The 22,616-nt window shown below is 46.5% G+C and carries 21 protein-coding genes; 14 read left to right on the top strand and 7 right to left on the bottom strand.

The genetic code is table 11. The annotated features are described in order from the left end of the window. The first annotated feature begins 217 nt into the window (after positions 1-217). The 12 genes from ftsY to VB118_03440 all read left to right on the top strand — a co-directional run bounded on the left by ftsY (position 218) and on the right by VB118_03440 (position 13,075). A complete protein-coding gene (gene ftsY / locus VB118_03495; GenBank protein ID MEA4831666.1) occupies positions 218-1,150 on the top strand; it encodes a signal recognition particle-docking protein FtsY in 933 nt (310 codons plus the stop codon). Beyond that, complete coding sequence (gene rdgB, locus VB118_03490) at positions 1,143-1,850, top strand: RdgB/HAM1 family non-canonical purine NTP pyrophosphatase (GenBank protein MEA4831665.1); 708 nt, start codon at positions 1,143-1,145, stop codon at positions 1,848-1,850. Before ftsY ends, rdgB begins: the two co-directional genes overlap by 8 nt. Beyond that, positions 1,847-2,521 carry a nicotinate (nicotinamide) nucleotide adenylyltransferase gene (gene nadD / locus VB118_03485; protein MEA4831664.1) on the top strand — a complete coding sequence of 225 codons (675 nt, stop codon included), beginning with the start codon at positions 1,847-1,849 and terminating at the stop codon, positions 2,519-2,521. The genes rdgB and nadD overlap by 4 nt, the downstream gene beginning before the upstream one ends. 16 nt (positions 2,522-2,537) lie before the next feature. Further along, a complete protein-coding gene (locus tag VB118_03480) occupies positions 2,538-3,203 on the top strand; it encodes an HD domain-containing protein (protein ID MEA4831663.1) in 666 nt (221 codons plus the stop codon). Positions 3,204-3,232: 29 nt separating this feature from the next. After that, a complete protein-coding gene (locus VB118_03475) occupies positions 3,233-4,441 on the top strand; it encodes an LCP family protein (protein ID MEA4831662.1) in 1,209 nt (402 codons plus the stop codon). Positions 4,442-4,492: 51 nt separating this feature from the next. Next, positions 4,493-4,840, top strand: coding sequence for a ribosome silencing factor (gene rsfS / locus VB118_03470; GenBank protein ID MEA4831661.1), 348 nt, complete (start codon positions 4,493-4,495; stop codon positions 4,838-4,840). A gap of 411 nt (positions 4,841-5,251) precedes the next feature. After that, positions 5,252-7,654, top strand: a complete 2,403-nt coding sequence (gene leuS / locus VB118_03465) for a leucine--tRNA ligase (protein MEA4831660.1) — start codon at positions 5,252-5,254, stop codon at positions 7,652-7,654. A gap of 13 nt (positions 7,655-7,667) precedes the next feature. Beyond that, positions 7,668-8,138 (top strand): small multi-drug export protein, encoded by a 471-nt coding sequence (locus VB118_03460; GenBank protein MEA4831659.1) that lies wholly within the window; start codon positions 7,668-7,670, stop codon positions 8,136-8,138. A 52-nt stretch (positions 8,139-8,190) separates the two neighbouring features. Next, positions 8,191-9,312, top strand: coding sequence for a methionine adenosyltransferase (metK, locus tag VB118_03455; protein ID MEA4831658.1), 1,122 nt, complete (start codon positions 8,191-8,193; stop codon positions 9,310-9,312). Between the two features lie 204 nt (positions 9,313-9,516). Beyond that, complete coding sequence (locus VB118_03450; protein MEA4831657.1) at positions 9,517-11,043, top strand: nitroreductase family protein; 1,527 nt, start codon at positions 9,517-9,519, stop codon at positions 11,041-11,043. Between the two features lie 438 nt (positions 11,044-11,481). After that, positions 11,482-12,057 carry a GNAT family N-acetyltransferase gene (locus VB118_03445; protein ID MEA4831656.1) on the top strand — a complete coding sequence of 192 codons (576 nt, stop codon included), beginning with the start codon at positions 11,482-11,484 and terminating at the stop codon, positions 12,055-12,057. 10 nt (positions 12,058-12,067) lie between these two features. Further along, positions 12,068-13,075 carry a GNAT family N-acetyltransferase gene (locus tag VB118_03440; protein MEA4831655.1) on the top strand — a complete coding sequence of 336 codons (1,008 nt, stop codon included), beginning with the start codon at positions 12,068-12,070 and terminating at the stop codon, positions 13,073-13,075. 161 nt (positions 13,076-13,236) lie between these two features. Here the strand turns inward: VB118_03440 and purD are convergent, their stop codons facing one another. The 7 genes from purD to VB118_03405 all read right to left on the bottom strand — a co-directional run bounded on the left by purD (position 13,237) and on the right by VB118_03405 (position 20,910). Beyond that, the gene (gene purD, locus VB118_03435; protein ID MEA4831654.1) at positions 13,237-14,499 is read right to left on the bottom strand and encodes a phosphoribosylamine--glycine ligase; all 1,263 of its coding nucleotides are present in this window, start codon (positions 14,497-14,499) and stop codon (positions 13,237-13,239) included. A gap of 215 nt (positions 14,500-14,714) precedes the next feature. Then, complete coding sequence (gene purH / locus VB118_03430; protein ID MEA4831653.1) at positions 14,715-16,259, bottom strand: bifunctional phosphoribosylaminoimidazolecarboxamide formyltransferase/IMP cyclohydrolase; 1,545 nt, start codon at positions 16,257-16,259, stop codon at positions 14,715-14,717. Further along, positions 16,256-16,921 (bottom strand): phosphoribosylglycinamide formyltransferase, encoded by a 666-nt coding sequence (purN, locus tag VB118_03425; protein ID MEA4831652.1) that lies wholly within the window; start codon positions 16,919-16,921, stop codon positions 16,256-16,258. The genes purH and purN overlap by 4 nt, the downstream gene beginning before the upstream one ends. Before the next feature lie 357 nt (positions 16,922-17,278). Beyond that, positions 17,279-17,989, bottom strand: a complete 711-nt coding sequence (purC, locus tag VB118_03420) for a phosphoribosylaminoimidazolesuccinocarboxamide synthase (protein MEA4831651.1) — start codon at positions 17,987-17,989, stop codon at positions 17,279-17,281. A 75-nt stretch (positions 17,990-18,064) separates the two neighbouring features. Beyond that, positions 18,065-18,559, bottom strand: a complete 495-nt coding sequence (gene purE, locus VB118_03415) for a 5-(carboxyamino)imidazole ribonucleotide mutase (GenBank protein ID MEA4831650.1) — start codon at positions 18,557-18,559, stop codon at positions 18,065-18,067. Between the two features lie 83 nt (positions 18,560-18,642). Further along, the gene (locus VB118_03410) at positions 18,643-19,173 is read right to left on the bottom strand and encodes a hypothetical protein (protein MEA4831649.1); all 531 of its coding nucleotides are present in this window, start codon (positions 19,171-19,173) and stop codon (positions 18,643-18,645) included. Between the two features lie 129 nt (positions 19,174-19,302). Then, positions 19,303-20,910, bottom strand: a complete 1,608-nt coding sequence (locus VB118_03405) for a CapA family protein (protein MEA4831648.1) — start codon at positions 20,908-20,910, stop codon at positions 19,303-19,305. A 359-nt stretch (positions 20,911-21,269) separates the two neighbouring features. Here VB118_03405 and VB118_03400 point away from each other — a divergent pair, with 359 nt between their 5' ends. Both VB118_03400 and VB118_03395 read left to right on the top strand, forming a co-directional pair. After that, positions 21,270-21,593, top strand: a complete 324-nt coding sequence (locus VB118_03400) for a cyclic-di-AMP receptor (protein MEA4831647.1) — start codon at positions 21,270-21,272, stop codon at positions 21,591-21,593. After that, positions 21,590-22,612, top strand: coding sequence for a hypothetical protein (locus VB118_03395; GenBank protein ID MEA4831646.1), 1,023 nt, complete (start codon positions 21,590-21,592; stop codon positions 22,610-22,612). Before VB118_03400 ends, VB118_03395 begins: the two co-directional genes overlap by 4 nt. The last annotated feature ends 4 nt before the right edge of the window (positions 22,613-22,616 follow it).

Here is a 22,616-nt window from a genome sequence, read left to right as displayed (position 1 = left end):
TAATATACAAGTCAAAATTATATTATTAATCAGGGAGTTAAATAATCGCGCTTGCAAAACAATATTATTTATTAACCCGGCAATTAAATAATTACCGCCAAAAGAGAGAAAAGGCTTTTGTATATGGACTTTTCTCTCTTATAAAACAAGATTTATTTAATTGCCGTTTTTAATAATTATCACTTAATAACGAAAAGAACGGAAGCAGAAAACACAGATGGGATTTTTTGAAAAATTAAAAAACGGACTCGCAAAAACGAAAAAGTTGTTTTTACAGGGTACGGACAGCCTTTTTCGGGCGTTTTCCGGAAAGCTCGACGATGATTTTTACGATGAGCTTGAGGAGCTTCTTATCCTCGCTGACGTAGGCGCAGTTTCCTCGGCAGAAATTATAGATAAACTCAAGCAGAAAATAAAGGAAGACCGCATAATGGACGGAGAGGGAGCAAAGAGCGCCCTGAAAGACGTGTTATGCGAAATGATTTCCTTTGATGGCGGCACAAGTTCCGGGCTTGATCTGTCCACAAAGCCTTCGGTCATACTTGTTATAGGCGTAAACGGCGTCGGAAAAACCACTTCAATAGCAAAAATCGCAAAATGCCTTTCCGACGAGGGTAAAAAGGTCACTCTGGCCGCAGCGGACACGTTCCGCGCCGCCGCGATTGACCAGCTCGAAATATGGGCCGATCGCGTCGGAGCGGATATGATCAAGCAAAACGAAGGCGCGGACCCTGCGGCCGTCGTTTTCGACGCAATAAGCTCAATAAAAAAGACCGGACGCGACGTTTTGATCGTCGACACTGCCGGAAGGCTTCACAACAAGAAAAACCTCATGGACGAGCTTGCCAAAATCAACCGCGTGATAACGCGCGAGCTGCCCGATTGCGCCAGGGAGGTGCTCTTGGTACTTGATGCGACCACAGGACAGAATGCCGTCAATCAGGCAAAGGAATTTAAAAATGCCGCGGGCATAACGGGGCTTGTGCTGACCAAGCTGGACGGCACGGCAAAAGGCGGAATAGTATTTTCGCTTAAAAATGAGCTCGGAATACCTGTCAAATTCGTTGGCGTGGGAGAAAAAGCGGACGATCTTAAGCCGTTTAACGCGCGCGATTTTGTTAATGCTCTGTTTGAAAATGATAATGGATAAATCAAAAGACATACTCGTATTTGCGTCCGGGAACGCGCACAAGCTCGAAGAGGTCAGAGCCATACTGACGCCGATTCTTCCCGGTATTAAAATAATCTCGATGCGCGAGGCCGGATTCGATGGAGAAATAGAAGAAAACGGAAACAGTTTTTCCGAAAACGCCTTTATAAAAGCGCGCGCAGTCCGTGATAAGACGGGTATGACCGCTTTCGCGGACGATTCGGGACTTGTGTGCCGCGCGCTTGACGGAGAGCCGGGCATTTATTCCGCGCGGTATGCCGCCAGAAACGGTTTGTCCACCTCCGCCGGAGCAAATGAGGACAATCTCTCGCTGCTTTCCGAGCGGATAGCGGGAAAAGCCGACAGAAGCGCAAAATTCGTATGCTCAACAGCAATAGCATTTGCATTTGCATTTGCATTTACAATAGCAACAGCAATAGCGTCTGGATCCGGCTTCAAAACGGAGGAAAACGATTTCTGCGTGAATGGAGAATGCTCCGGAAGGATAATAGATGAACGACGCGGAAAAGACGGCTTCGGATATGATCCCGTGTTTTTATCGGACGAGCTCGGCAAAACGCTTGCCGAAGCCACGCCGGAAGAAAAAAATTCAGTAAGCCATCGCGGACGCGCTTTGCGTGCGTTCGCGGATGAGTACCGGAGGCTTTGCTCCGTCACGGAACGCGGATACAAATTATGAAAGCTCAAGGCTTCGGAATGCAAATTAATGAAAATACCGGACAAGGCGAATATACCGTTATTTTTGGCGGAAGCTTTGACCCGCCTCATATCGGACATATCCGTATAGCAGAAGCGATAATCAGCGAGCTTGCCCCAACGCGACTCGTCATCATTCCGGCCGGAGTGCCTCCGCATAAAAAGCTTTCGGGAGGAGCCGGAGCTCAAGACAGGCTGGAGATGACGAGGCTCGCCTTTGCGCACCTGTCTCCGACCGCGGACATATCGGATATTGAGCTGAGCGAGCTGAGTGAACCGAATCTGAACAAAACAAGCTATACATTCAATACCATACTTAAATTACGCGGTATATATCCGGATTCACGGCTTGGACTTTATATCGGATCGGATATGTTTGAGTCTTTTGAGACATGGTACAGGTACGAGAAAATATTCGCTATGTGCGGAATTATAACCGCCAGCCGCGAAAAAGCCGATCCGTTGTTTGAAGAAAAGCTCGTAGAATACAGGATAAAATATTCAGCTTCAATAACCGTACTGCCCGTCTCTCCGCTCGTGGTTTCATCTACTAAGCTCAGAGCGAGCCTTGCCGGGAGCCGCAGACAAATGCCGGAATATCTGACAAAGCCGGTATACGACTACATTATAAAAAAAGGACTATATATTCAGTAAAGGATACAAATTATAAATGCTTACAGCAAAAAGAACGCTTGAGGATGCGTGCGGCTTTTTTATCGGCGCGGAAACGGAATACATTGTAAAGGGTCTTCAGGATACTCTGTCTCCGAAACGTCTGCGTCACAGCCTTTTCGTCGCCGAAGAAGCTGCATATTTATTCGATAAACTGGGAATAAACGAAGACAGGCAAACGCTTTGTCTGGCCGCCTTCGTGCATGACTGCACCAAGGAGCTTACAATAGACGAACAATTGCTTTTGTGTAAAAAATATGATATAATGCTCTCCGACGATGATCTGCGTTCGCCCGGGGTGATACACGCGCGCACAGGCGCCGCCGTCGCAAAGAACGAATTTGGCATCCCCGAAGAAATGTGCGGCGCCATATACACTCATACCTCCGGAAAATGGGATATGAATTTTCCGCAGAAAATTCTTTATATTGCGGATTTTACCGAGAAATCCCGACGCACGCAGGTATGCCGCACAATGCGTGAACGCCTCCATACCAAGCTCGATCTTGAACGTTCGGTTGATCAGCGGAGAAAGATAACAGATTCAATACTGCTTGACATGTTTACGCTCAACCTCCGCGATCTCATATCTAAAAACAAATTTATCCATCCGGACACCGTTGCCGCGCGCAACTTTTTAATCGAAGAGTCAGGCAACAAATAATAACCGATGTGATGAGGCAACACACAAAAATGAACAAATCAAAAAAGCCCGATAAAATAAAGGCTAGAAACAAAAATAATATGCTTATGATCATGCTGGTCGCGTCCGTAATAATAATCGCGGCGCTTACGGTGTGGTTTGTGATTTTCATGTCCACGGCGCTTCCCGGCATACAGACGGATAATCCGCATTCAAAAGAATTCCCGCATACTCCGTCCACCTCCGACCTTCACGAGACAAACGGAACCGGTGTTCCTGTGGTAACCGGAGACTCCGATCCGATAAAGAATAAAAAAGAATTTTATAACATACTCGTCGCGGGGCGCGATATAGCCGGATCTCATACCGATGTTATCATGGTCATTTCATACAATGTCCCCGACCAGGAGGTCAATATCCTCCAGATCCCGCGCGATACCTATATAATCGATACATCCGCCACCTCCAAGGGGCGCAGAATCAACGAGGTTTTCGCCGCCGCATACAACAATCTCTGCAACTCCGGCGAACACGACGAAGTAAAGCTTGTCCAAAAGGGTATGTCATCTCTTGAAACTGTAGTTGAGGATACGTTCGGAATCAGAATAGACAGATATGTATATGTGGATTTGAGCGGCTTCCGTTCAATCATTGATGTAATAGGCGGCGTCGAGATTGATGTCCCCCCAGGAATGAATTATGATGATGATGTCCAGGATCTTCATATTCATTTAAAGCCAGGCTTGACGCTGTTAAACGGCGACAAAGCCGAGCAGTTCGTGAGATACCGTTGGGACTATGTCGAAGGCGATTTGGGGCGCGTGGACGCGCAGAGAATTTTCTTAAGCTCGTTTGTAAAAAAGATGCTCAGTGTACAAACAGCGTTAAAGCTCCCTCAGCTTTTGCAGGAAGCCTATAAATATATGACGACAGATCTCAACTTAAGCGACTGCGCGTATTTTGCCAAGAATGCGGTAAAACTGGACTTAGATAAAATCCGTCTCTATATCGCCTGCGGAACAGCTTATAAAGCGCAAAGCGGAGCATGGCATTATTCGCTTTATTCCAAGGAGAATCTTGCCATAGTAAACAAAGCTTTCAACTGTACCACGCGAAACATAGCGGCAAAAAATATGTCTTTGGACGAAGTATACCGCGACGATTATGGCCGCAATGATACAGACGGAATCAGTATCGAGAGCTTCTTGAAAGCTCCGATAATACCGCCTATGGTTAAAAAGACCGGCGACTCGGACTGAATCATTATCATGACTTACTATTATAAATAACAGCTGATGAAAGGATTTTAAATGACCTCACTTGATAAAGCAAAAAAAATTGCAAAGATACTCGACAGTAAAAAAGCCGAGGATATCAAACTGCTTCATGTGTACGATCAAACGATAATTACCGAATATTTCGCGATAGCCGGAGCAGACAGCACGACGCAGATGAAAGCGCTCGCCGACGAGACCGAATATCAGATGAATCTCGAAGGCTTTAAGCCTTACGGAATTGAGGGATATGGCACAGACGCATGGACTATCCTGGATTTCGGCGATGTGATTGTCCATATTTTCATGCGCGGTGCGCGTGATTTCTATAAGCTTGAAAAGCTTTGGGCGGACGCGCATGAAGTTGCCTGGAATGAAGAGTAAAAATCAGAATAAAAAATGCGACGGACGCGGAGCTCCGCCCCGTACTCCGCTTAAGAACCCTTTTGAAAAAGGGCCCTTAAGAATTCCGGAAGACTTTCCGACAGGAAAATAAGATTTGAGATTTCCGTTTCTCTTGATTATGCTGAGTATAAATATAATAAACATATATTTTCTTTCCCAATTCTGAGTTTTAGGAATTCTAATTAAAACGGCATTTAAATAAGCCTCGTTTTATAAGAGAGAAAAGCCCATATGTCAAAGCCTTTTCTCTCTTTAAGCGGTAGCAATTTAAATGCCGAGTTAATAAGCCCTTTTGAAAAAGGGCTTAAGCCGGGGACCGGGGCGGGAGCCCCGGGTTCTTCAGGAGCCCCGGATTACCAACATTAATATAAATCTGGACGGTGAAGAATCATGTCATACGATTACAGCTTGATCGAAAAAAAGTGGCAGGACAAATGGGACGCTGCTCATACCTTTGAAGCGAAGAACGACTATACAAAGGAAAAATACTATGCGCTTGTGGAGTTTCCTTATCCTTCGGGTCAGGGTCTTCATATCGGACATCCGCGTCCGTACACCGCGCTGGATATAGTTGCGCGCAAAAAACGCATGGAAGGCAAAAACGTCCTGTTCCCGATGGGCTGGGACGCTTTCGGACTTCCCACCGAAAATTATGCAATAAAGAATAAGATACACCCGAAGCTCGTGACGGAGAAAAACATCGCCACCTTTAAGACCCAGCTCAAAATGCTCGGACTTTCGTTCGACTGGTCGAGAGAGATAAACACCACGGATCCGGGCTATTATAAATGGACACAGTGGATATTTTTACAGCTTTTCAAAGCCGGGCTTGCGTATAAAAAGGAAATGGCAGTCAATTTCTGCACATCGTGCAAAGTCGTCCTTGCAAACGAGGAAGTCGTAAACGGAGTCTGCGAACGGTGCGGCAGCGAGGTCATACGCAAGGTAAAGAGCCAGTGGATGCTGAAGATCACCGCATACGCCGACAGGCTCATTGACGATCTTGAAGGGCTTGACTTTATAGAACGGGTCAAAACACAGGAAATAAACTGGATTGGACGCTCTTACGGCGCGGAAGTGGATTTTGACACGACCTGCGGCGAAAAGCTCCGCGTTTATACAACGCGTCCGGACACGCTTTTCGGCGCGACATACATGGTAATAGCTCCAGAGCATAAACTCATAGAAGAAAAGCGCATAGCTCTCACAAATTATGAAGAGGTTGCCGCATACAGAGACGAAGCCGCAAAGAAAAGCGATTTCGAACGCACGGAGCTTGTAAAGGATAAAACAGGCGTGATGCTTCGCGGTATTTCGGCGATAAACCCGGTCAACGGAAAGGAAATTCCGATATTCGTATCGGATTATGTCCTCGCCTCCTACGGAACGGGCGCAATAATGGCCGTCCCGGCGCACGATACGCGCGACTATGACTTCGCGAAAAAATTCGACCTTCCGATAATAGAGGTCGTCGCCGGCGGAGATATTTCCAAAGAAGCGTTCACGGATGTGGAAACCGGTCGTATGATCAACTCCGGATTCCTCAACGGACTGGAGGTTGCCGACGCCAAGAAAAAGATCACCGAATGGATCACAGAAAAGGGCGTCGGTCAGGCAAAAACGAATTTTAAGCTGCGCGACTGGGTATTTTCAAGACAGAGATACTGGGGCGAGCCGGTTCCGCTCGTATACTGCGAAAAATGCGGTTGGGTTCCGATCCCAGAATCCGAGTTGCCTTTAAAGCTGCCGGATATAGACCATTATGAGCCGACCGACAACGGCGAATCACCCTTGTCAAAGGCAACCGATTGGATAAACACCACCTGCCCTAACTGCGGAGCCCCCGCGAAGCGTGAAACAGATACAATGCCCAACTGGGCAGGCTCGTCATGGTATTTCCTCCGCTATTGCGATCCGCACAACGATAAAGTACTTGCGTCAAAGGAAGCTCTTAATTACTGGATGCCCGTAGATTGGTATAATGGCGGCATGGAGCATGTCACTCTGCATCTGCTCTATTCTCGCTTCTGGGCAAAATTCCTGTATGACCAGGGAATACTTTCTTGCAAGGAACCGTATATGAAGCGTACCGCACACGGTATGATACTCGGCGAAAACGGCGAGAAAATGTCCAAATCTCGCGGAAACGTCATAAATCCCGACGACATCGTCCGTGATTACGGCGCCGATTCACTGAGACTTTACGAGATGTTCATCGGCGACTTTGAAAAGAGCGCGCCGTGGTCTCAGGCGAGCATAAAGGGCTGTAAGCGCTTCCTTGACCGTTTTGAAGGACTGCTTTATATGGTTTCCGGCGAAGGCGCAACGCCCGCAATTGAAGGGCTTTTCCATAAAACGATCAAAAAGGTCACGGAAGATATCAACGGCATGAAGTTCAATACGGCGATCGCTTCAATGATGACGCTGATGAACGAAATATACTCCGTCGGTAAGCTGACAAAGGATGAACTGAACGTATTTGCGCGGATCCTTTGCCCGTTTGCTCCTCACATTTGCGAAGAGGTATATTCGCGTATCGGAGGAGAAGGGTTCTGTTCGCTCGCTCCTTGGCCGAAATTTGATGAAGCAAAGACAGTAGACGACACGGTGGAAATCGCAGTTCAATTCATGGGCAAGCTCCGCGGTACGCTTGTGATAAGCGCGGGAGAGACGAAGGAAGCCGTTATAGAAAAAATAAAATCAAACGATAAATTTGCGCCGTATTTTGAAAATAAAACGGTCGTAAAGGAAATATATGTCCAAGATAAGCTCTGTAATTTCGTTGTCAGATAAAAAGTACGCTTAAATGTCCATAAAAGAATTTATTTATATATTTTTCATATCGATGCTGCCGGTCGTCGAGCTGAGAGGTTCCCTGATCTATGCGAGCGCCGCCGATGTTGACTACTTGCCGGCGCTTGCCGTTTCGGTATTGGGAAATATGATACCGGTTCCGTTTATTCTGCTGTTTTTTCGCTTTATATTGAAATTGTTTTCGGAAATAAAATATATTGGCCCTTTTTTAAAGAAAATACTTTTTCGTGCCGGCAAAAAGGCGGAAAAGATCGGAAAATATGAGCTTTTGGGTCTTTATCTGTTTGTTGCGATTCCGCTTCCCGGCACGGGCGCATGGACAGGAGCTCTGGTCGCAAACATTCTGAAGCTTCCGATAAGGAAGGCGCTTGTTGCGATTTTACTTGGCGTTTGCACGAGCGGACTGATAATGGGTGCTCTTGCTTACATGCTGCCGGATTTTTTCAGAACCGTATTCAAATAATGTCACAATGAAGTCGAATCAAAATATTCCGCAAAGAAAGGCATACCAAACAATGAAGAAATTTTTCACATCCGAATCCGTAACGGAAGGACATCCCGACAAAATATGCGACCGAATATCGGACACCGTGCTGGACACCATATTAAGACAGGATATCCGCGCGCGTGTGGCATGCGAATCTGTTGCTACGACCGGACTTGTCATGGTAATGGGGGAAATTACGACCAAGGCGCATTTCGACCTCCAGACAATTGTCCGCGAGGCGATCCGCGAGGTCGGATATGACCGCGCGAAATACGGCTTTGACTGTGATACCTGTGCGGTTATCAGCTCTCTCCATGAACAATCGCCCGATATCGCGCTCGGAGTTGACCGCGCCGGCGCCGGGGATCAGGGTATGATGTTCGGTTTTGCCTGTGATGAAACGCCTGAATTGATGCCTCTGCCTATTTCACTCGCACATAAACTTGCCAAGAAGCTCGCCGATGTCCGTAAAAATGGTCTTTTACCATATTTAAGACCCGATGGTAAAACTCAGGTCACCGTTGAATATGAGAATAATATTCCGAAACGCGTCGATACCGTAATCGTCTCCGCACAGCATGGCGAAAACGTTTCACAGGAGCAGATACGCGAGGATATAATAGAAAACGTGATAAAAACCGTCATCCCCGCCGAATTGCTTGATAATGACACAATATATTATGTCAACCCGACAGGACGCTTTACGATAGGTGGACCTCAGGGAGACACAGGGCTGACGGGACGCAAGATCATTGTCGATACATACGGCGGCTATTCGCGTCACGGCGGCGGCTGTTTCTCCGGTAAGGATCCGACAAAGGTCGATCGCAGCGCCGCATATGCGGCGCGCTATCTCGCGAAGAACGTGGTCAAGGCGGGACTTGCCAAGAAATGTGAAATTCAGATCGCTTACGCCATCGGTGTGGAACAGCCCGTTTCTGTCCTTGCCGAAACCTTCGGCACAGGTATGGTCGACGACGACCTTATCGCGAAACAGCTTCTCGAAAAGGTCAGCCTCGCGCCCGCGGACATAATCGATTCGCTTGAGCTGCGTCGCCCGATATATACTCCTCTCACCGCTTACGGTCATATGGGACGCGAAGATCTCGGAGTAAGCTGGGAGCGCACCGATCTGGCTGAAAAGCTTTGATCATCGCTTTATCGACATAGTCATTTAAAGCAGTTTATAGTATAGTTGCAGAGGTTCCTTTAAAACAAATAGCATTTTCACTCGGGAAGCTGTTCCATCCAACCGGAATCGCTTCCCGAACTCACATAAAGAAAACCGAGCATATCGGCATAATAAGAGAAATACAAATAAATATATAATCCTAAAAAGAAAGGATTGAAATAAATGAGAGGCAACAAGCTTTATATTGTAGTTCCATGTTACAATGAGGAGGAGGTCATCCTTCAGACCGCCGGAGTTCTCAAGGATGCGGTCAGCGCAATGGTATCCAAAGGCCTTGTTTCTTCCGAAAGCCGGATCGTTTTCGTGGACGACGGATCAAAGGACGGCACATGGCCGTTGATATCCGAGCTGTTCCGTACGGACAAAACCTATGTCGGACTAAAGCTTTCGAGAAATAGAGGTCATCAGAACGCGCTTCTGGCGGGCTTGTTTTATGCCGCCGAAAAATGCGATATGGCCATATCGATGGACGCCGACCTGCAGGATGATGTAGCCGCAGCCGAGGAAATGGTCAAAAAATATCTGTCCGGATGTGAAATCGTTTATGGAGTCAGGTCGTCAAGAAAAAAGGATACCGCCTTCAAGCGCGGAACCGCAGAAGGCTTTTACAAGCTGATGAGCTCTCTCGGAGTTGATATCGTCTACAACCATGCCGACTACCGGCTCATGAGCCGTACCGCAATACAAGCGCTTATACAGTACAAGGAGGTCAATTTATTCCTGCGCGGGATAGTTCCCCAGCTGGGATACATGACCGACACAGTCGAGTACGAGCGCGGGGAACGCGCAGCCGGCGAGAGCAAATATCCGCTTAAAAAGATGCTTTCTTTCGCGTGGGACGGCATAACCTCGTTTTCCGTCAAGCCGCTCAGAGCCGTGACCGTGACCGGAGCGGCAATCGCATGCGTTTCGTTTGCCGCAATCATAGTCCTGTTTATACTGATGCTTTGCGGAATAAAAATTTCGGGATGGACGGCCGCTTCCGTATGGCTTGCTTGCGGGATTCTAATGCTTTCTACGGGTCTGGTCGGAGAATATGTCGGAAAGATTTATTCTGAGGTGAAATCGCGTCCGCGGTTCTTTATCGAAACCGTGCTTGAATCGGCTTCCATATCGGCCGATACAGCCGACAACGATATCATCCGCGCCATTCTCTCGCGCCGCAGCGTAAGGAAATATACCTCAGATCCGGTGGGACACGAGCTTCTCGCTAAAATAGTTGAATGCGGAAAATTTGCCGCAACCGCAAAGGGCATTCAGCCATGGTTTTTCTCCGTCGTTGAATCGCGCCGTATTCTGGACGCTATTTCGGAGGCAAACCGAATGGTCATGCTCGATTCATCTGATGAAAATATGAGAAAAAGAGCTTCGGAACCGAATTTCGACAGCTTCCGCGGCGCGCCGTGCGCCATAATAGTATCCGGTATGAAGGATAACAGTTATTCTGAGGCAGACTGTGCGAACGCGTGTGAAAACATGCTGATCGCCGCCGAATCAATTGGGCTTTCGACCTGTTATATCGCCTCATTCAAAACGGCTTTCGAAAGCGAAGCAGGCGCTTCGATAACAAAGCTTTTGAAAATACCCGATGGATATTCGCCACGTTTCGCCGTTGCGGTCGGATACGGCTGTGAGAACCTTGGAGAACGCGCGCCAAGACGCGAAAATATCACAGAATACATAAAATAAAAATATGCGGCTGCTTTGAAAAGAAGACTGGCAAGAAAATCACTAATGACAAAACCATTTAGGGATATTGATTTTGGTGAAAATCCGTGTTATACTATGGCAACCTCATAAAGGACAGTTACACCATGTTTTATATATCAGGCGTCATGAAATTGGATCGACTGGTTTGCTCCGCAAAAAAGGATAACGACGAGACATTGTGCGGAGCTTAAAACAGAGTTAATCTCTGAGTTCGTCGGTAATAACAGCATTATAAGTGTAGATTTAAACTATGCTTTATTAAGTGTTGTTATTTGCCGACTGTTATCTTAAGCTTATAGGTCACGGATGTTTCGTCCGTGGCCTTCTTGTTTGCATCGGAGAATGACAAACGGTAAGGCCGTAATCCCCACATGGATTATACCTTACCGTGTTTTTATTTTATCGGAGGAATTATAAATGAATTATATTATAAAATACGCGACAAACGAACATGAGCTTGAGCGAATTCTCATCTTTGCTAAACACATATTCGGTAGTGAATTTAACCACCAAAGCTGGTCAGAACGAATGAAAGCACATCCAGAACTATTGATTTATGCCGAATCAGAAGGTAAGGTGATCGGTATTACACCTTCTCATCTTGAAGACAACGGAAACATTACCATCGATATTGTAGCCGTGGACGAAGAACACAGAAAATGCGGAATAGCAAAGGAACTTATAGCCCAGGTTGAGAAAGAAGCAAAAAACCTTAATGTTCATTTGCTTGCACTCGGTTCAGTAGAAAGTGCCGAAGGTTTCTATGAAAGAATTGGCTTTACAGGGCAGTTACTTATACAAAGCGAGAAGCATACGATTGATGAATTACTTGCGCTTAATCCCGGATATCCCGTTGCATTTTCTAATGTATACGACGGTAAAATCAATCAGATTTGTTTAAAACTTGATGAACCTAACAGAGAGCTTCAGCGATTATATGAAACAACTTTTTACGGATGTCATACACAGACAATGTTCTGGAAAAGGATTTAGGAGGAAAGAAATGAGTATTATAAAATCGCACGATATAACTCTATACGGCGGTAATGACGAGTACAATGTAGTTCTGCGTCCGCTTGCTGATAAATATTTGCCGTACCTATACAAATGGAACGCTGACCCGGAGGTGCTTTACTGGACAGAAGGCGGTACAGCCGAGACAAACATATCCTATACGCCTGATACTGTACATAAAATTTATGGTGGTGATATGGAAAACTGTTTATATTTTTTAGTTGAAGTCAATAGTATACCAATAGGCGAGTGTTGGCTTCAAAAAATGAATCTTCTATATGTCAAAGCTATGTATGATCCTGCAATTGATGTACGGAGAATCGACATGTCTATCGGTGAAAAATCATATTGGAATAAGGGTATTGGCTCACTGTTTATTGCCATGCTAATTGATTTTGCTTTCAACGGTGAGAATGTTGATGTGTTACATTGTTTTTGTGAGGACTACAACATCCGCTCGCGGAGAGTTTGGGAAAAAAACGGCTTTATCATTGTGTTGAGTGAAGATTTACCACAACCTCAGAAGGGGAAATTTCAGTATCACTACCGTCTGACACGTAGTGAATACATAGAACACCATCGATATCGGCCGAGTGATAACAGTATCTTTACGCTACCGATAATCGACTTGCAGCCAAGCCAGCTTTATATCAGCGACGGTAAACTACGGAATGTTAAGGAGTGGTTGAATCAGTCTGATAAAAGCAATTTTGATCCGGTTCCGATAAAGGAATTTTGTGGTCGGAAACTTATGACAGATGGTCATACCCGTACAGTTGCGGCATATCTCGCCGGATGGGAAAGTATACCGGTTTATATTGATACCGACGAGTTTGACATGGATACATATGTACTTGACGTCAAATGGTGCGACGAAGCAGGGATTCACTCTCCTATCGATCTTGTAAACCGCATTGTTAGTCACAAAGATTATGAACGGTTATGGCGCCGACGGAATTGTGACGAATATTATAAAGGAGAAAACCCAAATGAATGAATTTAATAAGTCGTGACGGCTTAAAATGCTCGATTTGCCGGATGATATCTTGCGTGTATCGTTGAATTCGTTAAGTTCGTAAAAACAGAGCCGTTGCACTACTTATTGTAGTCTTCGGCTCTGTTTTGCATCTTTATATAATATAGCTTTTTATTGTCTGATTACTTCTTGCCTATATCGGTTCTGTAGTGCATTTTCTCAAAGGAAATCTTTTTTAATTCTTCATATGCCTTTTTTACCGCTTCGTCAAGCGTGGGCGCGAGTGCGGAGACGCATAAAACCCGTCCGCCGGATGTATAGTATTTATCTCCTGTCTTTGTCGTACCGGCGTGATACACAACCGCGCCGTTTACCTTATCAATTCCGCTGATTTCAAAACCCTTTTCGTATTTAACCGGATATCCGCCGGACGCGGCCACAACGCACGCGCAGGCGTCTGCGGAAAATTCTATTTCGAGCTTATCAAGCGTGCCCGAATTGACGGCGAGGACTATATCAATAAGATCGGTCTTCATTCTTGGAAGAACAACCTGCGTTTCGGGATCGCCGAAGCGAGCGTTATATTCAATGACGCGCGGACCCTTTGGCGTGAGCATAAGACCGAAGTAAATGACCCCGCGGAAAGGACAGCCCTCTGCGATCATGGCGTTTACAGTCGGGATGAAGATCGTATTCATGCAGATGTCCGCAATTTCGTCTGTATATTTATTGCTCGGTGAAAAGGCGCCCATTCCGCCCGTGTTCGGACCCTTGTCATAATCGTATGCTCTCTTGTGATCCTGAGCGGAAGCCATCGGCTTTATTGTCCTCCCATCGCAAAACGCGAGCACGGAAACCTCCGGACCGGTCAGAAATTCCTCAATGACTACGCGGTCTCCTGATGCGCCAAATATTTTATCTGTCATTATCTGCTTTATGCCGTTTTCCGCAGCCGCGTAATCCTCGGCGATTATAACGCCCTTTCCGAGCGCAAGCCCGTCGGCTTTTATTACCGTGGGATATTCTCCGCGCGTTTTAATAAATCCCAGAGCGGCTTCCGGATCGTCAAATACCTCGTAAGAGGCGGTCGGGATGCCGTATCTTTTCATCAGCTGTTTCGAGAATACCTTGCTGCCTTCAATTCTTGCGGCGGCAGCCATCGGTCCGAAGGAGGAAATCCCTTCGGCTGCGAGGCGATCACAAAGTCCCATGACCAGCGGATCATCCGGAGTTACGAACACAAGAGATACTTTTTTATTCTTTGCGGCGGCGACAATACCGTCAAGGTCTGTCGCTTTTACCGGAACGCATTCCGCTATTTCGGAAATGCCGCCGTTACCAGGCGCGCAGTACAGCCTGCCGCATTTTTCACTTTTTCTGAGCGCGGCACAGACTGCATGTTCTCTCCCGCCACCGCCGACCACAAGTATGTCGAGCTTTTCCATTGCCTTAATCCTCTTATTATTTATATATATATATAATTGGGGCTCCGCCCCAAACCCCGCTTAAGACCCCCTTTTGAAAAAGGGGCTTAAGAATCCCCTAAAACTCATTTGGAGATATAAATAAATTTCATTTAGCTTTTATTGTTATCCTGAATGAGCTTTTTGGGGCCCGGGGGACTTTTTCGCGAAAAAGTCCCCCAGCGCGTCCTTATAAATTAATGCTTGAAGTGACGCATGCCGGTGAAGATCATCGCTATTCCGTATTTGTTGCACGCGGCGATAGAATCAGGATCGCGGATCGAGCCGCCCGGTTGAATTATCGCTGTAATCCCGGCCTTATACGCGGCATTGACGCAGTCGTCGAACGGGAAGTACGCATCGGAAGCCATTACGCTTCCGGCGGCCTTGTCTCCTGCGTATTTAATAGCCAGCTCAAGCGCTGTTATACGGTTTGTTTGTCCGGGGCCGACGCCCGTAGTGCGGTCCGCGTTTCCGATAACAATGGCGTTCGACTTTGTGTGCTTGACGACGCGCCAGTTGAACAGCAGAGCCTTCATTTCCTCATCGGTCGGCTTTCTGTCAGTCACACAATGAAGCTCCTCGGGATTATAGAGCTCTGTGTCCAGCGTTTGAACGAGAAGCCCACCGGCGACCTTTTTCATATCAAGCATATCAGGTGTGCTTTTCTTTGCGATATCGGGCAGACGCATAACGCGGATATTCTTTTTCTTTTCAATTATTTCCAGCGCTTCCGGCGTGAAGGACGGAGCAATGACAATTTCGAGGAATATTTTTGATATCTCTCCGGCGGTTTTCGCGTCGATTTCACGGTTTGCGGCAACGATTCCTCCGTAGATTGATACAGGATCAGCTTCATAGGCCTTTATATACGCGTCGTAAATCGTATCTCCGATTCCCACTCCGCAGGGATTGGCATGTTTTACGGCGATAATACATGGCTCGTCGAATTCCTTGACGAGATCAAGTGCGCCGTTGGTATCGTTTATATTGTTATAGCTCAGTTCCTTTCCGTGGAGCTGCTCCGCGCATACGAGGGTGCCGGTACGGTTGTTGGAGATTTCCTTGTAGAAGGAGGCCTTCTGATGAGGATTCTCGCCGTAACGCATTTCCTGAACCTTTTCGTAGGTAAGCGTGAGCTTTTCCGGAAAAATATCGCTGCCGGTTTCGCGGCGCAGATAATCGGCGATGAGCGCGTCGTAGGCGGCGGTATGATTGAACACCTTATAACAGAGCTTCAGCTTGGTTTCCTTTGTGATTCCACCGTTTTTCAGTTCGTCTATGACAGTGTTATAATCGGAGGGATCGACGATAACGGCGACATCACCGTAATTCTTTGCCGCCGCCCGAAGCATGGTCGGCCCGCCAATATCTATGTTTTCGATTGCTTCCTCGCGTGTTACTCCGGGCTTCAATACAGTCGCTTTGAACGGATAAAGATTTATCGCGACAATATCTATAGGAACAATACCCTGTTCCTCTAATGTCTTCATGTGCTCCGGATTGTCGCGCATGGCGAGAATACCTGCGTGAATGGCGGGATGAAGCGTCTTTACTCTTCCGTCGAGGCATTCGGGAAAGCCGGTTATATCTGATACATTTGTTACGGCAACGCCGTTTTCCTTTAGTATTTTCGCGGTTCCTCCGGTTGAAACTATCTCATAACCCAGTTTTTCCAGCTGGAGCGCAAAATCGACGGCTCCCGTCTTATCGGTCAGACTGATGATTGCTCTTCTTTTCATTTGTTTTTATTCTCCTCTGCTTCTGATATATATACTTTACCCGATCCGCCGCCGGGGCAGCCTAAAACAGAGATACGGCCGGAGCAAAACAGCTCCGCGGCCTGCGGAAGCAGCTTCCATTCGGCCTCACGCATTATACGCTGCTGAAGCGTCTCAGGTGTATCGTCCTCACGAACCTCGACCGCTTTCTGGAGTATTATCGGCCCTCCGTCAGTGACAGAATTGACAAAATGCACTGTCGCGCCGCTTACCTTTACTCCGCGGTCCAGCGCCGCGCGGTGGACTCTGAGACCGTAAAAGCCTTCGCCGCAGAATGACGGAATAAGACTCGGATGTACATTTATGATGCGGTTTTCAAATCTTTCGATGAATTCCGGCGTAAATATAACCATAAAGCCTGCGAGAACAACCAGATCCGCTTCATATGACGAAACGATCTCGGCAAGCCGCCGGCTGTAATCGTTACGGTCGGGATATTCCGCGATATCAAGCGTTTCGGTTGGTATCCTCTCGCTTGCCGCGCGGGTAAGTGCGTATGCCCCGGGCTTTGACGAAACGACAAGACAAATTCTTCCGCTTTTTAAGACACCGGTTTTTTGCGCGTCGATAAGCGCCTGTAAATTAGTGCCGCCCCCGGATACAAGCACGGCGATTTTTTTAATATTTTCTGTCATTTATTCTGCCTTTAGGTGTGTTAATTTAATTATCTTATCGTGTAACCTTATACCGCTGTAAAAAATATGGGTTTTCGGGCATTCAAAGATTCATCAGCGGAAATCACAAAATGAGTTTCAGGGGATTCTTAAGGACCCTTTTCCAAGACTAAGCCTTGAGCTTGCAGAACCTCAATACGGTTTTCGCGGAAATCACAAAATGAGTTTTAGGGGATTCTTAAGGACCCTTTTTTAAAACGAAGCTTTAATATTGCAGAACCTCAATACGGTTTTCGCGGAAATCATAAAATGAGTTTTAGGGGATTCTTAAGGATCCTTTTCCAAAAGGGTCCTTAAGCGTATTCCTTATTCTCCAAGAAGTCTCTTTAAAATCTCTTTATATGCGCCTTCGACATTTCCGAGATCGCGTCTGAATCGATCCTTATCCAGCTTTTCCTGTGTCACTGAATCCCAGAAGCGGCATGTGTCCGGAGATATCTCATCGGCGAGAATTATTTTGCCGTCCTTATCGCGGCCGAATTCGAGCTTGAAATCTATAAGCTCAATATTGAGGTCTGCAAGATAAGCGGCGAGGATCGTATTGATCTTAAACGCCATGTCCTTTATTATCTGAAGATCCTCTTCGGTAGCGATACCCATAGCGAGCGCATGATAATCGTTGATCATGGGATCTCCGAGTTCATCGTTCTTGTAGCTGAATTCGAGGACGGTTTTGTTCATCTTTGTGCCCTCTGGAATTCCGAGGCGTTTTGAAAGAGAACCAGCTGCTATGTTTCTGACAATCACTTCAATAGGCACGATGGAAACACGCTTCACAAGCGTTTCGCGGGGGGATATTTCTTCCACATAATGAGTCGGTATGCCTTTTTTCTCCAACAACCGCATAAGATGATTAGTCACGCGGTTGTTTATGACGCCTTTGCCTTCGATGGTACCTTTTTTAAGTCCGTTGAAAGCGGTGGCATCATCTTTGTAATATACAAGATAGATATCCGGATTATCTGTTTTGAATACTTTTTTCGCTTTGCCTTCGTAGAGCTGTTCAAGCTTTTGCATAAAATTACCATGCCTTTCGTTTATCATATATATTTAAATTTTGGACTTTTATATGGACAAATAAGCCGCGTATCTTTATATGCCGAATTGTTCGCGTATTTTTCTGTCCTTTTCTTCCACACCGAGCTCCATTTTTTTCTTGTGATCGGTGAGCTTTGCTTCAAGAGCTTCGTCTGAAAGCGAGAGGATCTGCGCGGCGAGGATCGCGGCATTCGCGGCTCCGTCTATGGCCACAGTGGCAACCGGGACACCGGACGGCATTTGAACCATTGAAAGCAGCGCGTCCATTCCGTCAAGAGCGCTGCCCTTGATCGGCACGGCGATAACAGGCAGCGTTGTGTAAGCGGCCAGCACTCCGGCCAGGTGCGCGGCTTTTCCCGCCGCGGCAATTATGACACCCACGCCGTTTTTTCTTGCGTTTGATGCAAATTCCTCCGCCGCGCGCGGTGTGCGGTGAGCGGATATTATTCTCACCTCGAACGGAATTGAGAATTCCGTCAGAGTGTCGATGCAGCCTTTCATTATTCCGAGATCGCTGTCGCTTCCCATTACTATTACTGCTTTTTTCATATGAATTGTTTCCTCTTATTTTTTTATTATTCCGGTTAAAAAGTTTACTTTCGGACGATTTCTCACCCGAAAGCATTTAAAAATTATTCCAATGTGTAAAGGTAGTCGCGGTTGTCTTTGATCAGCTGCTTGATCGCTGAGGTGTCGACGGTTTTTATCTTTCCCGTACTGTATACGCCGTTTTTAGAGAGGTATATCTCGTTGCTGTCCACCGCCACGATTATACGGTCATAATCGTTGAGTACAAATGTGCTTCCGTCGGTTTTTGTCAGCTTGAGAGTCACGGGAGCCGGGAAGAGCACCTCTATGCGCTCCTTGCTTTCGAGCATTGCCTTCACCTCGTCGGTGTCCGAAAGGTTTTCGGGGAATTCCACGCTTATTTCATCAAACTTGCCGGACATACACGTGGACAGTGCCGTCAATACCTTGTCGGAAAGCTCGTTGCTTTCATCCATGAGGTAATATCCGAAATCCGAATACACGAAATAAATGCCGGTTGCGGAGGAAAGATCGAATTTAGCCTTATCTCCGGTATTTCCCGCGGGACCGCAGGAGGATATGAGGATTGAAATCAAGGCGAGAAGCGCAAGAAATTTAAAAAGGGATTTTTTCATTGCTATGACCATGCCTTTCTGTATTGACGCAACGGAAGTGTAATTTCTATAACCGTAAAGCCAAATAACCTGTTGTCACGATATGTATATTTGAAGCTTAAATTTCGCTCTGTAAAGTTTCTGTCAGCTTTATTGCTTTGTGATTACTATATAATTAATGTCTGTTTTTTTTATTCCGTATTTGCTTGCGGTGGAATACGTAACAAGATTGTTTATAATCGTTTCGGCCCTTGAATCAAACACAGGCGTCGGCAGGAAATCATTTTCACTGTCGGAGGAGGTGTTGATCACAGGAAAAACGTTCATAGCGGACGGTGTCGCGTTTCCGTTTTCAATAGTAAAGCTCTGACGAAAGATAAACGTCTCTTTCGATGCTTTCGTGGTATCAAGCGTCGCGGCATAAGAGAGATCGCCCGGTGAATATATTATCGATTTTCCGTTATATTTTTCGACAGCCTGCATTATATGCGGATGGCTTCCTATGACAAGAGCCGCTCCGTTGTCGATTGCTTTACGAGCCGAACGCGCCTGGATCCCGGCGATATCGGAGGAGTATTCGTCCTTTCCGGTATTTGAATTCACCCAATGGAAGCTGACGATCACAAGCGCGGCGCCATTAGCTTTTGCTTTTGCGATATCATCTTTGGGAATATCAACGAAATCTTCCTTCTGATCAATGATATTATAAGTAATCAGGGCTATCTTTCCGGCGGAGTTGTCGATATATTTAATCTCGGATTGGATTGAAAGAGCGATCCCGGCGTTGGCGAACGCTGTAATTGTATCAGTATATCCGTTGTCACCGTAATCTTTGGCGTGCTCGGACGAGAAGGTCGCGGCTTCGACAGAGCCTTTTTTAAGCATATCCACGTATTCGGGATATCCCTTTACCGCATTTACTCCGTCGCTGAGATTTATGGAACTCGTAAGCGGATTTTCAAGGCTTATCAGTGACAGAGAATCCGTAGCAAATAATGGAGAAACGCGGAAAAACGGATAGTTAAAATTATTACCGTATTTTTTTATCTGATTTGCAAAGCTTTTTTCGTCCGATGTGGATATACTGTCGCCCAGAACGACGTTGCCGCCGACAGATATCGTTATGACATTGGGATTCTGAACTGCCTGTTTCTCATATAACGAAAGCATAGCAAGGACGAATGCTCCGTTCACGTCGGTATCAAACTTCGGATAATACATTCTCGTCTGACCTTCGGCAAGCTCGGCGGAGGCGGCGCTGTTCGCGGCGTCCGCGGGATATATGCTGTCAAGTCGCTTTAAGTATGCTGATACGTTGGATGAAAAGTTGCTGTTGTCGGTAAACGGCTTTGACAGGATCTCGTCGAACAGATCCGCAAGGGCGGCATAATAAAGCGAGCCGTCCATATCGGACGCCTTCTCGGAAAGATAAGCCGACGCGGCGCGCAGCTGTGTGACGAGCTTGCCGAGAGAATTGGCATATTCCTTATTATCCGAGTATGCAAGGCGGTCAATGGCGGCCACGGCGGCTTTACCGGTTTCGGCAACATCGGAAAGCGTCATGCTGCCGGTATTGATACCCGTATCTGGAGAGCCGGTGGTGATAGGCGGAAGATGATTTCCGGTCTCGGTGGGAATATATTCACCTGTCTGCGGCTTTGGCTCAAGCCCGGACGGATTTACAATTTGCAGCATTAAAACCATTGAAAGCGCAAACGCCACAAAGCAAAAAACAAAGCTGAGTACTTTTGATTTCATGTTTTTCCGTCATCCGCCATATAAAACCGGCGGCGTGATTCCTTTTCATAATAATATAAACAAATATAGAAAGCTCCGGATATTGCAAACCCGGAAGCGTTTAAATCAAATACAATGTAATAATATCATATTTTCCGCCCGATGTGAAGAGGTTTTTTGAAAAATAGTTATTAATATTTTGTTTCCGATTAATAATCCGCACATTTCGTGTTTAAAACAGGATAAACCGTCAGGTTTTCGATAATTGATATTCAAAATCCAGCTTGATATTTGTCAGGTTGCAAAACATCGGCGGTTATGTTATAATTATATGGGGCAATATAATAATTGATTGATATAATCTGAAAGGAAGCCGCGATATGAAACTGATACTTGCTGTAATCAACAACGACGACGGCCCGACAGTATCGAGCCGTCTTACAAAAGAAGGATTTCAAGTTACGAAGCTCGCGTCAACCGGCGGTTTTTTAATGAGCGGAAACTCCACCTTTATATCCGTCATAAATGACGATGAAGTTGATAAAGCGATCGAAACGATAAAAAAGTATTCAAAACGCCGCACACAGACGGCCCCCATGGATTTTTCATACAGTCCTACCACTATGGGCAGTTATCCCATAGAGGTTACCGTCGGAGGAGCGACCATATTTGTTCTCAACGTTGAAAGATGCGAGAGGGCATGAACCCCATCATTGTCGGAAATGAAGGAATAAAAACATATGCACGGCGCGTCTCTTCCGAGGAACGGCTGCTCGGCGCATATATAATAGAAGGCGCCCCGGGCAGAGGAAGACTGCTTATGGCGCGATATATGTGCGCTTGCGCGCTGTGCAAAAAAAAGCGTGGCGATGTCCCGTGCCTTGAATGCATCGACTGCCGAAGGATATTCGACGGAGAGCATCCGGATGTGATAGAGCTTGCGCCGGAGGAAGATAAAAAGCAGATATCCGTAGATGCCGTCAGGGAAATCAACGCGGCTTCGCATATCGTTCCGGCAGAAGGAGACAGGCGCTTTTTTATTATAAAGCCGGCCGACGCTATGACTGTCCAGGCGCAAAACGCGCTTCTTAAAACAATCGAGGAACCATCGCAGGGCGTGACATTCATATTAGCTGTTTCGGATATAACGGCAGTGTTGCCGACCGTGCTGTCCCGCTGCTTCAGACTTAAGACCGAAGCGGTAGAGATTAAAACTATGACCGCCTTGCTGCGGGAAAAATATCCGGAAAAAAGCGCAGATGAACTTGAGAAGATCGCGCTGTTGTCCGGCGGCTCCGTCGGCTCGGCGCTGAAGCTCGCGGAAGATGAAGAATTTGCCGCCTTGAGAAAGAGAGCAGAAGATTTTACAGAAAAATGCACGCGCGGAGCCGGGCTTGCGGAGCTTTTTGATACATTCGGAGATAACTCTGACAAAAACGGTGTCTTGACGCTTATGGCAATGCTGAAGCTTTCATTCAGGGATGTGATTGTTTCCCGATTTTCCGGCATGACCGGCTTTACGCCGATGTTCTGGTCTGATACGGAAAGGCTTTATTCCTTATGCGGTATACCTGATGAAAAATATCTTCTGAAGCTGTTTTCAAAGCTGGAAGAGCTGTTGACCCCGTCAAATAAAAATGTCAATGTTTCAATAGCCGTGACCGCGTTTATTTTATGCGCCGCCGGATTTGACTCCGATATTGCGAGCCGGGAATACCACTGATTTG

This window comes from Oscillospiraceae bacterium (genome assembly GCA_034925865.1).
Taxonomy (GTDB): Bacteria; Bacillota; Clostridia; order Oscillospirales; family SIG627; genus SIG704.
This window is presented reverse-complemented; position numbering and strand designations above follow the sequence as displayed.

What these genes read in the sequence shown, in the direction of transcription:
- ftsY (MEA4831666.1), top strand. Translation starts at nt 218, where the DNA reads ATGGGATTTTTTGAAAAATTAAAAAACGGACTCGCAAAAACGAAAAAG.
- rdgB (MEA4831665.1), top strand. Translation starts at nt 1,143, where the DNA reads ATGGATAAATCAAAAGACATACTCGTATTTGCGTCCGGGAACGCGCAC.
- nadD (MEA4831664.1), top strand. Translation starts at nt 1,847, where the DNA reads ATGAAAGCTCAAGGCTTCGGAATGCAAATTAATGAAAATACCGGACAA.
- VB118_03480 (MEA4831663.1), top strand. Translation starts at nt 2,538, where the DNA reads ATGCTTACAGCAAAAAGAACGCTTGAGGATGCGTGCGGCTTTTTTATC.
- VB118_03475 (MEA4831662.1), top strand. Translation starts at nt 3,233, where the DNA reads ATGAACAAATCAAAAAAGCCCGATAAAATAAAGGCTAGAAACAAAAAT.
- rsfS (MEA4831661.1), top strand. Translation starts at nt 4,493, where the DNA reads ATGACCTCACTTGATAAAGCAAAAAAAATTGCAAAGATACTCGACAGT.
- leuS (MEA4831660.1), top strand. Translation starts at nt 5,252, where the DNA reads ATGTCATACGATTACAGCTTGATCGAAAAAAAGTGGCAGGACAAATGG.
- VB118_03460 (MEA4831659.1), top strand. Translation starts at nt 7,668, where the DNA reads ATGTCCATAAAAGAATTTATTTATATATTTTTCATATCGATGCTGCCG.
- metK (MEA4831658.1), top strand. Translation starts at nt 8,191, where the DNA reads ATGAAGAAATTTTTCACATCCGAATCCGTAACGGAAGGACATCCCGAC.
- VB118_03450 (MEA4831657.1), top strand. Translation starts at nt 9,517, where the DNA reads ATGAGAGGCAACAAGCTTTATATTGTAGTTCCATGTTACAATGAGGAG.
- VB118_03445 (MEA4831656.1), top strand. Translation starts at nt 11,482, where the DNA reads ATGAATTATATTATAAAATACGCGACAAACGAACATGAGCTTGAGCGA.
- VB118_03440 (MEA4831655.1), top strand. Translation starts at nt 12,068, where the DNA reads ATGAGTATTATAAAATCGCACGATATAACTCTATACGGCGGTAATGAC.
- purD (MEA4831654.1), bottom strand. Translation starts at nt 14,499, where the DNA reads ATGGAAAAGCTCGACATACTTGTGGTCGGCGGTGGCGGGAGAGAACAT.
- purH (MEA4831653.1), bottom strand. Translation starts at nt 16,259, where the DNA reads ATGAAAAGAAGAGCAATCATCAGTCTGACCGATAAGACGGGAGCCGTC.
- purC (MEA4831651.1), bottom strand. Translation starts at nt 17,989, where the DNA reads ATGCAAAAGCTTGAACAGCTCTACGAAGGCAAAGCGAAAAAAGTATTC.
- purE (MEA4831650.1), bottom strand. Translation starts at nt 18,559, where the DNA reads ATGAAAAAAGCAGTAATAGTAATGGGAAGCGACAGCGATCTCGGAATA.
- VB118_03410 (MEA4831649.1), bottom strand. Translation starts at nt 19,173, where the DNA reads ATGAAAAAATCCCTTTTTAAATTTCTTGCGCTTCTCGCCTTGATTTCA.
- VB118_03405 (MEA4831648.1), bottom strand. Translation starts at nt 20,910, where the DNA reads ATGAAATCAAAAGTACTCAGCTTTGTTTTTTGCTTTGTGGCGTTTGCG.
- VB118_03400 (MEA4831647.1), top strand. Translation starts at nt 21,270, where the DNA reads ATGAAACTGATACTTGCTGTAATCAACAACGACGACGGCCCGACAGTA.
- VB118_03395 (MEA4831646.1), top strand. Translation starts at nt 21,590, where the DNA reads ATGAACCCCATCATTGTCGGAAATGAAGGAATAAAAACATATGCACGG.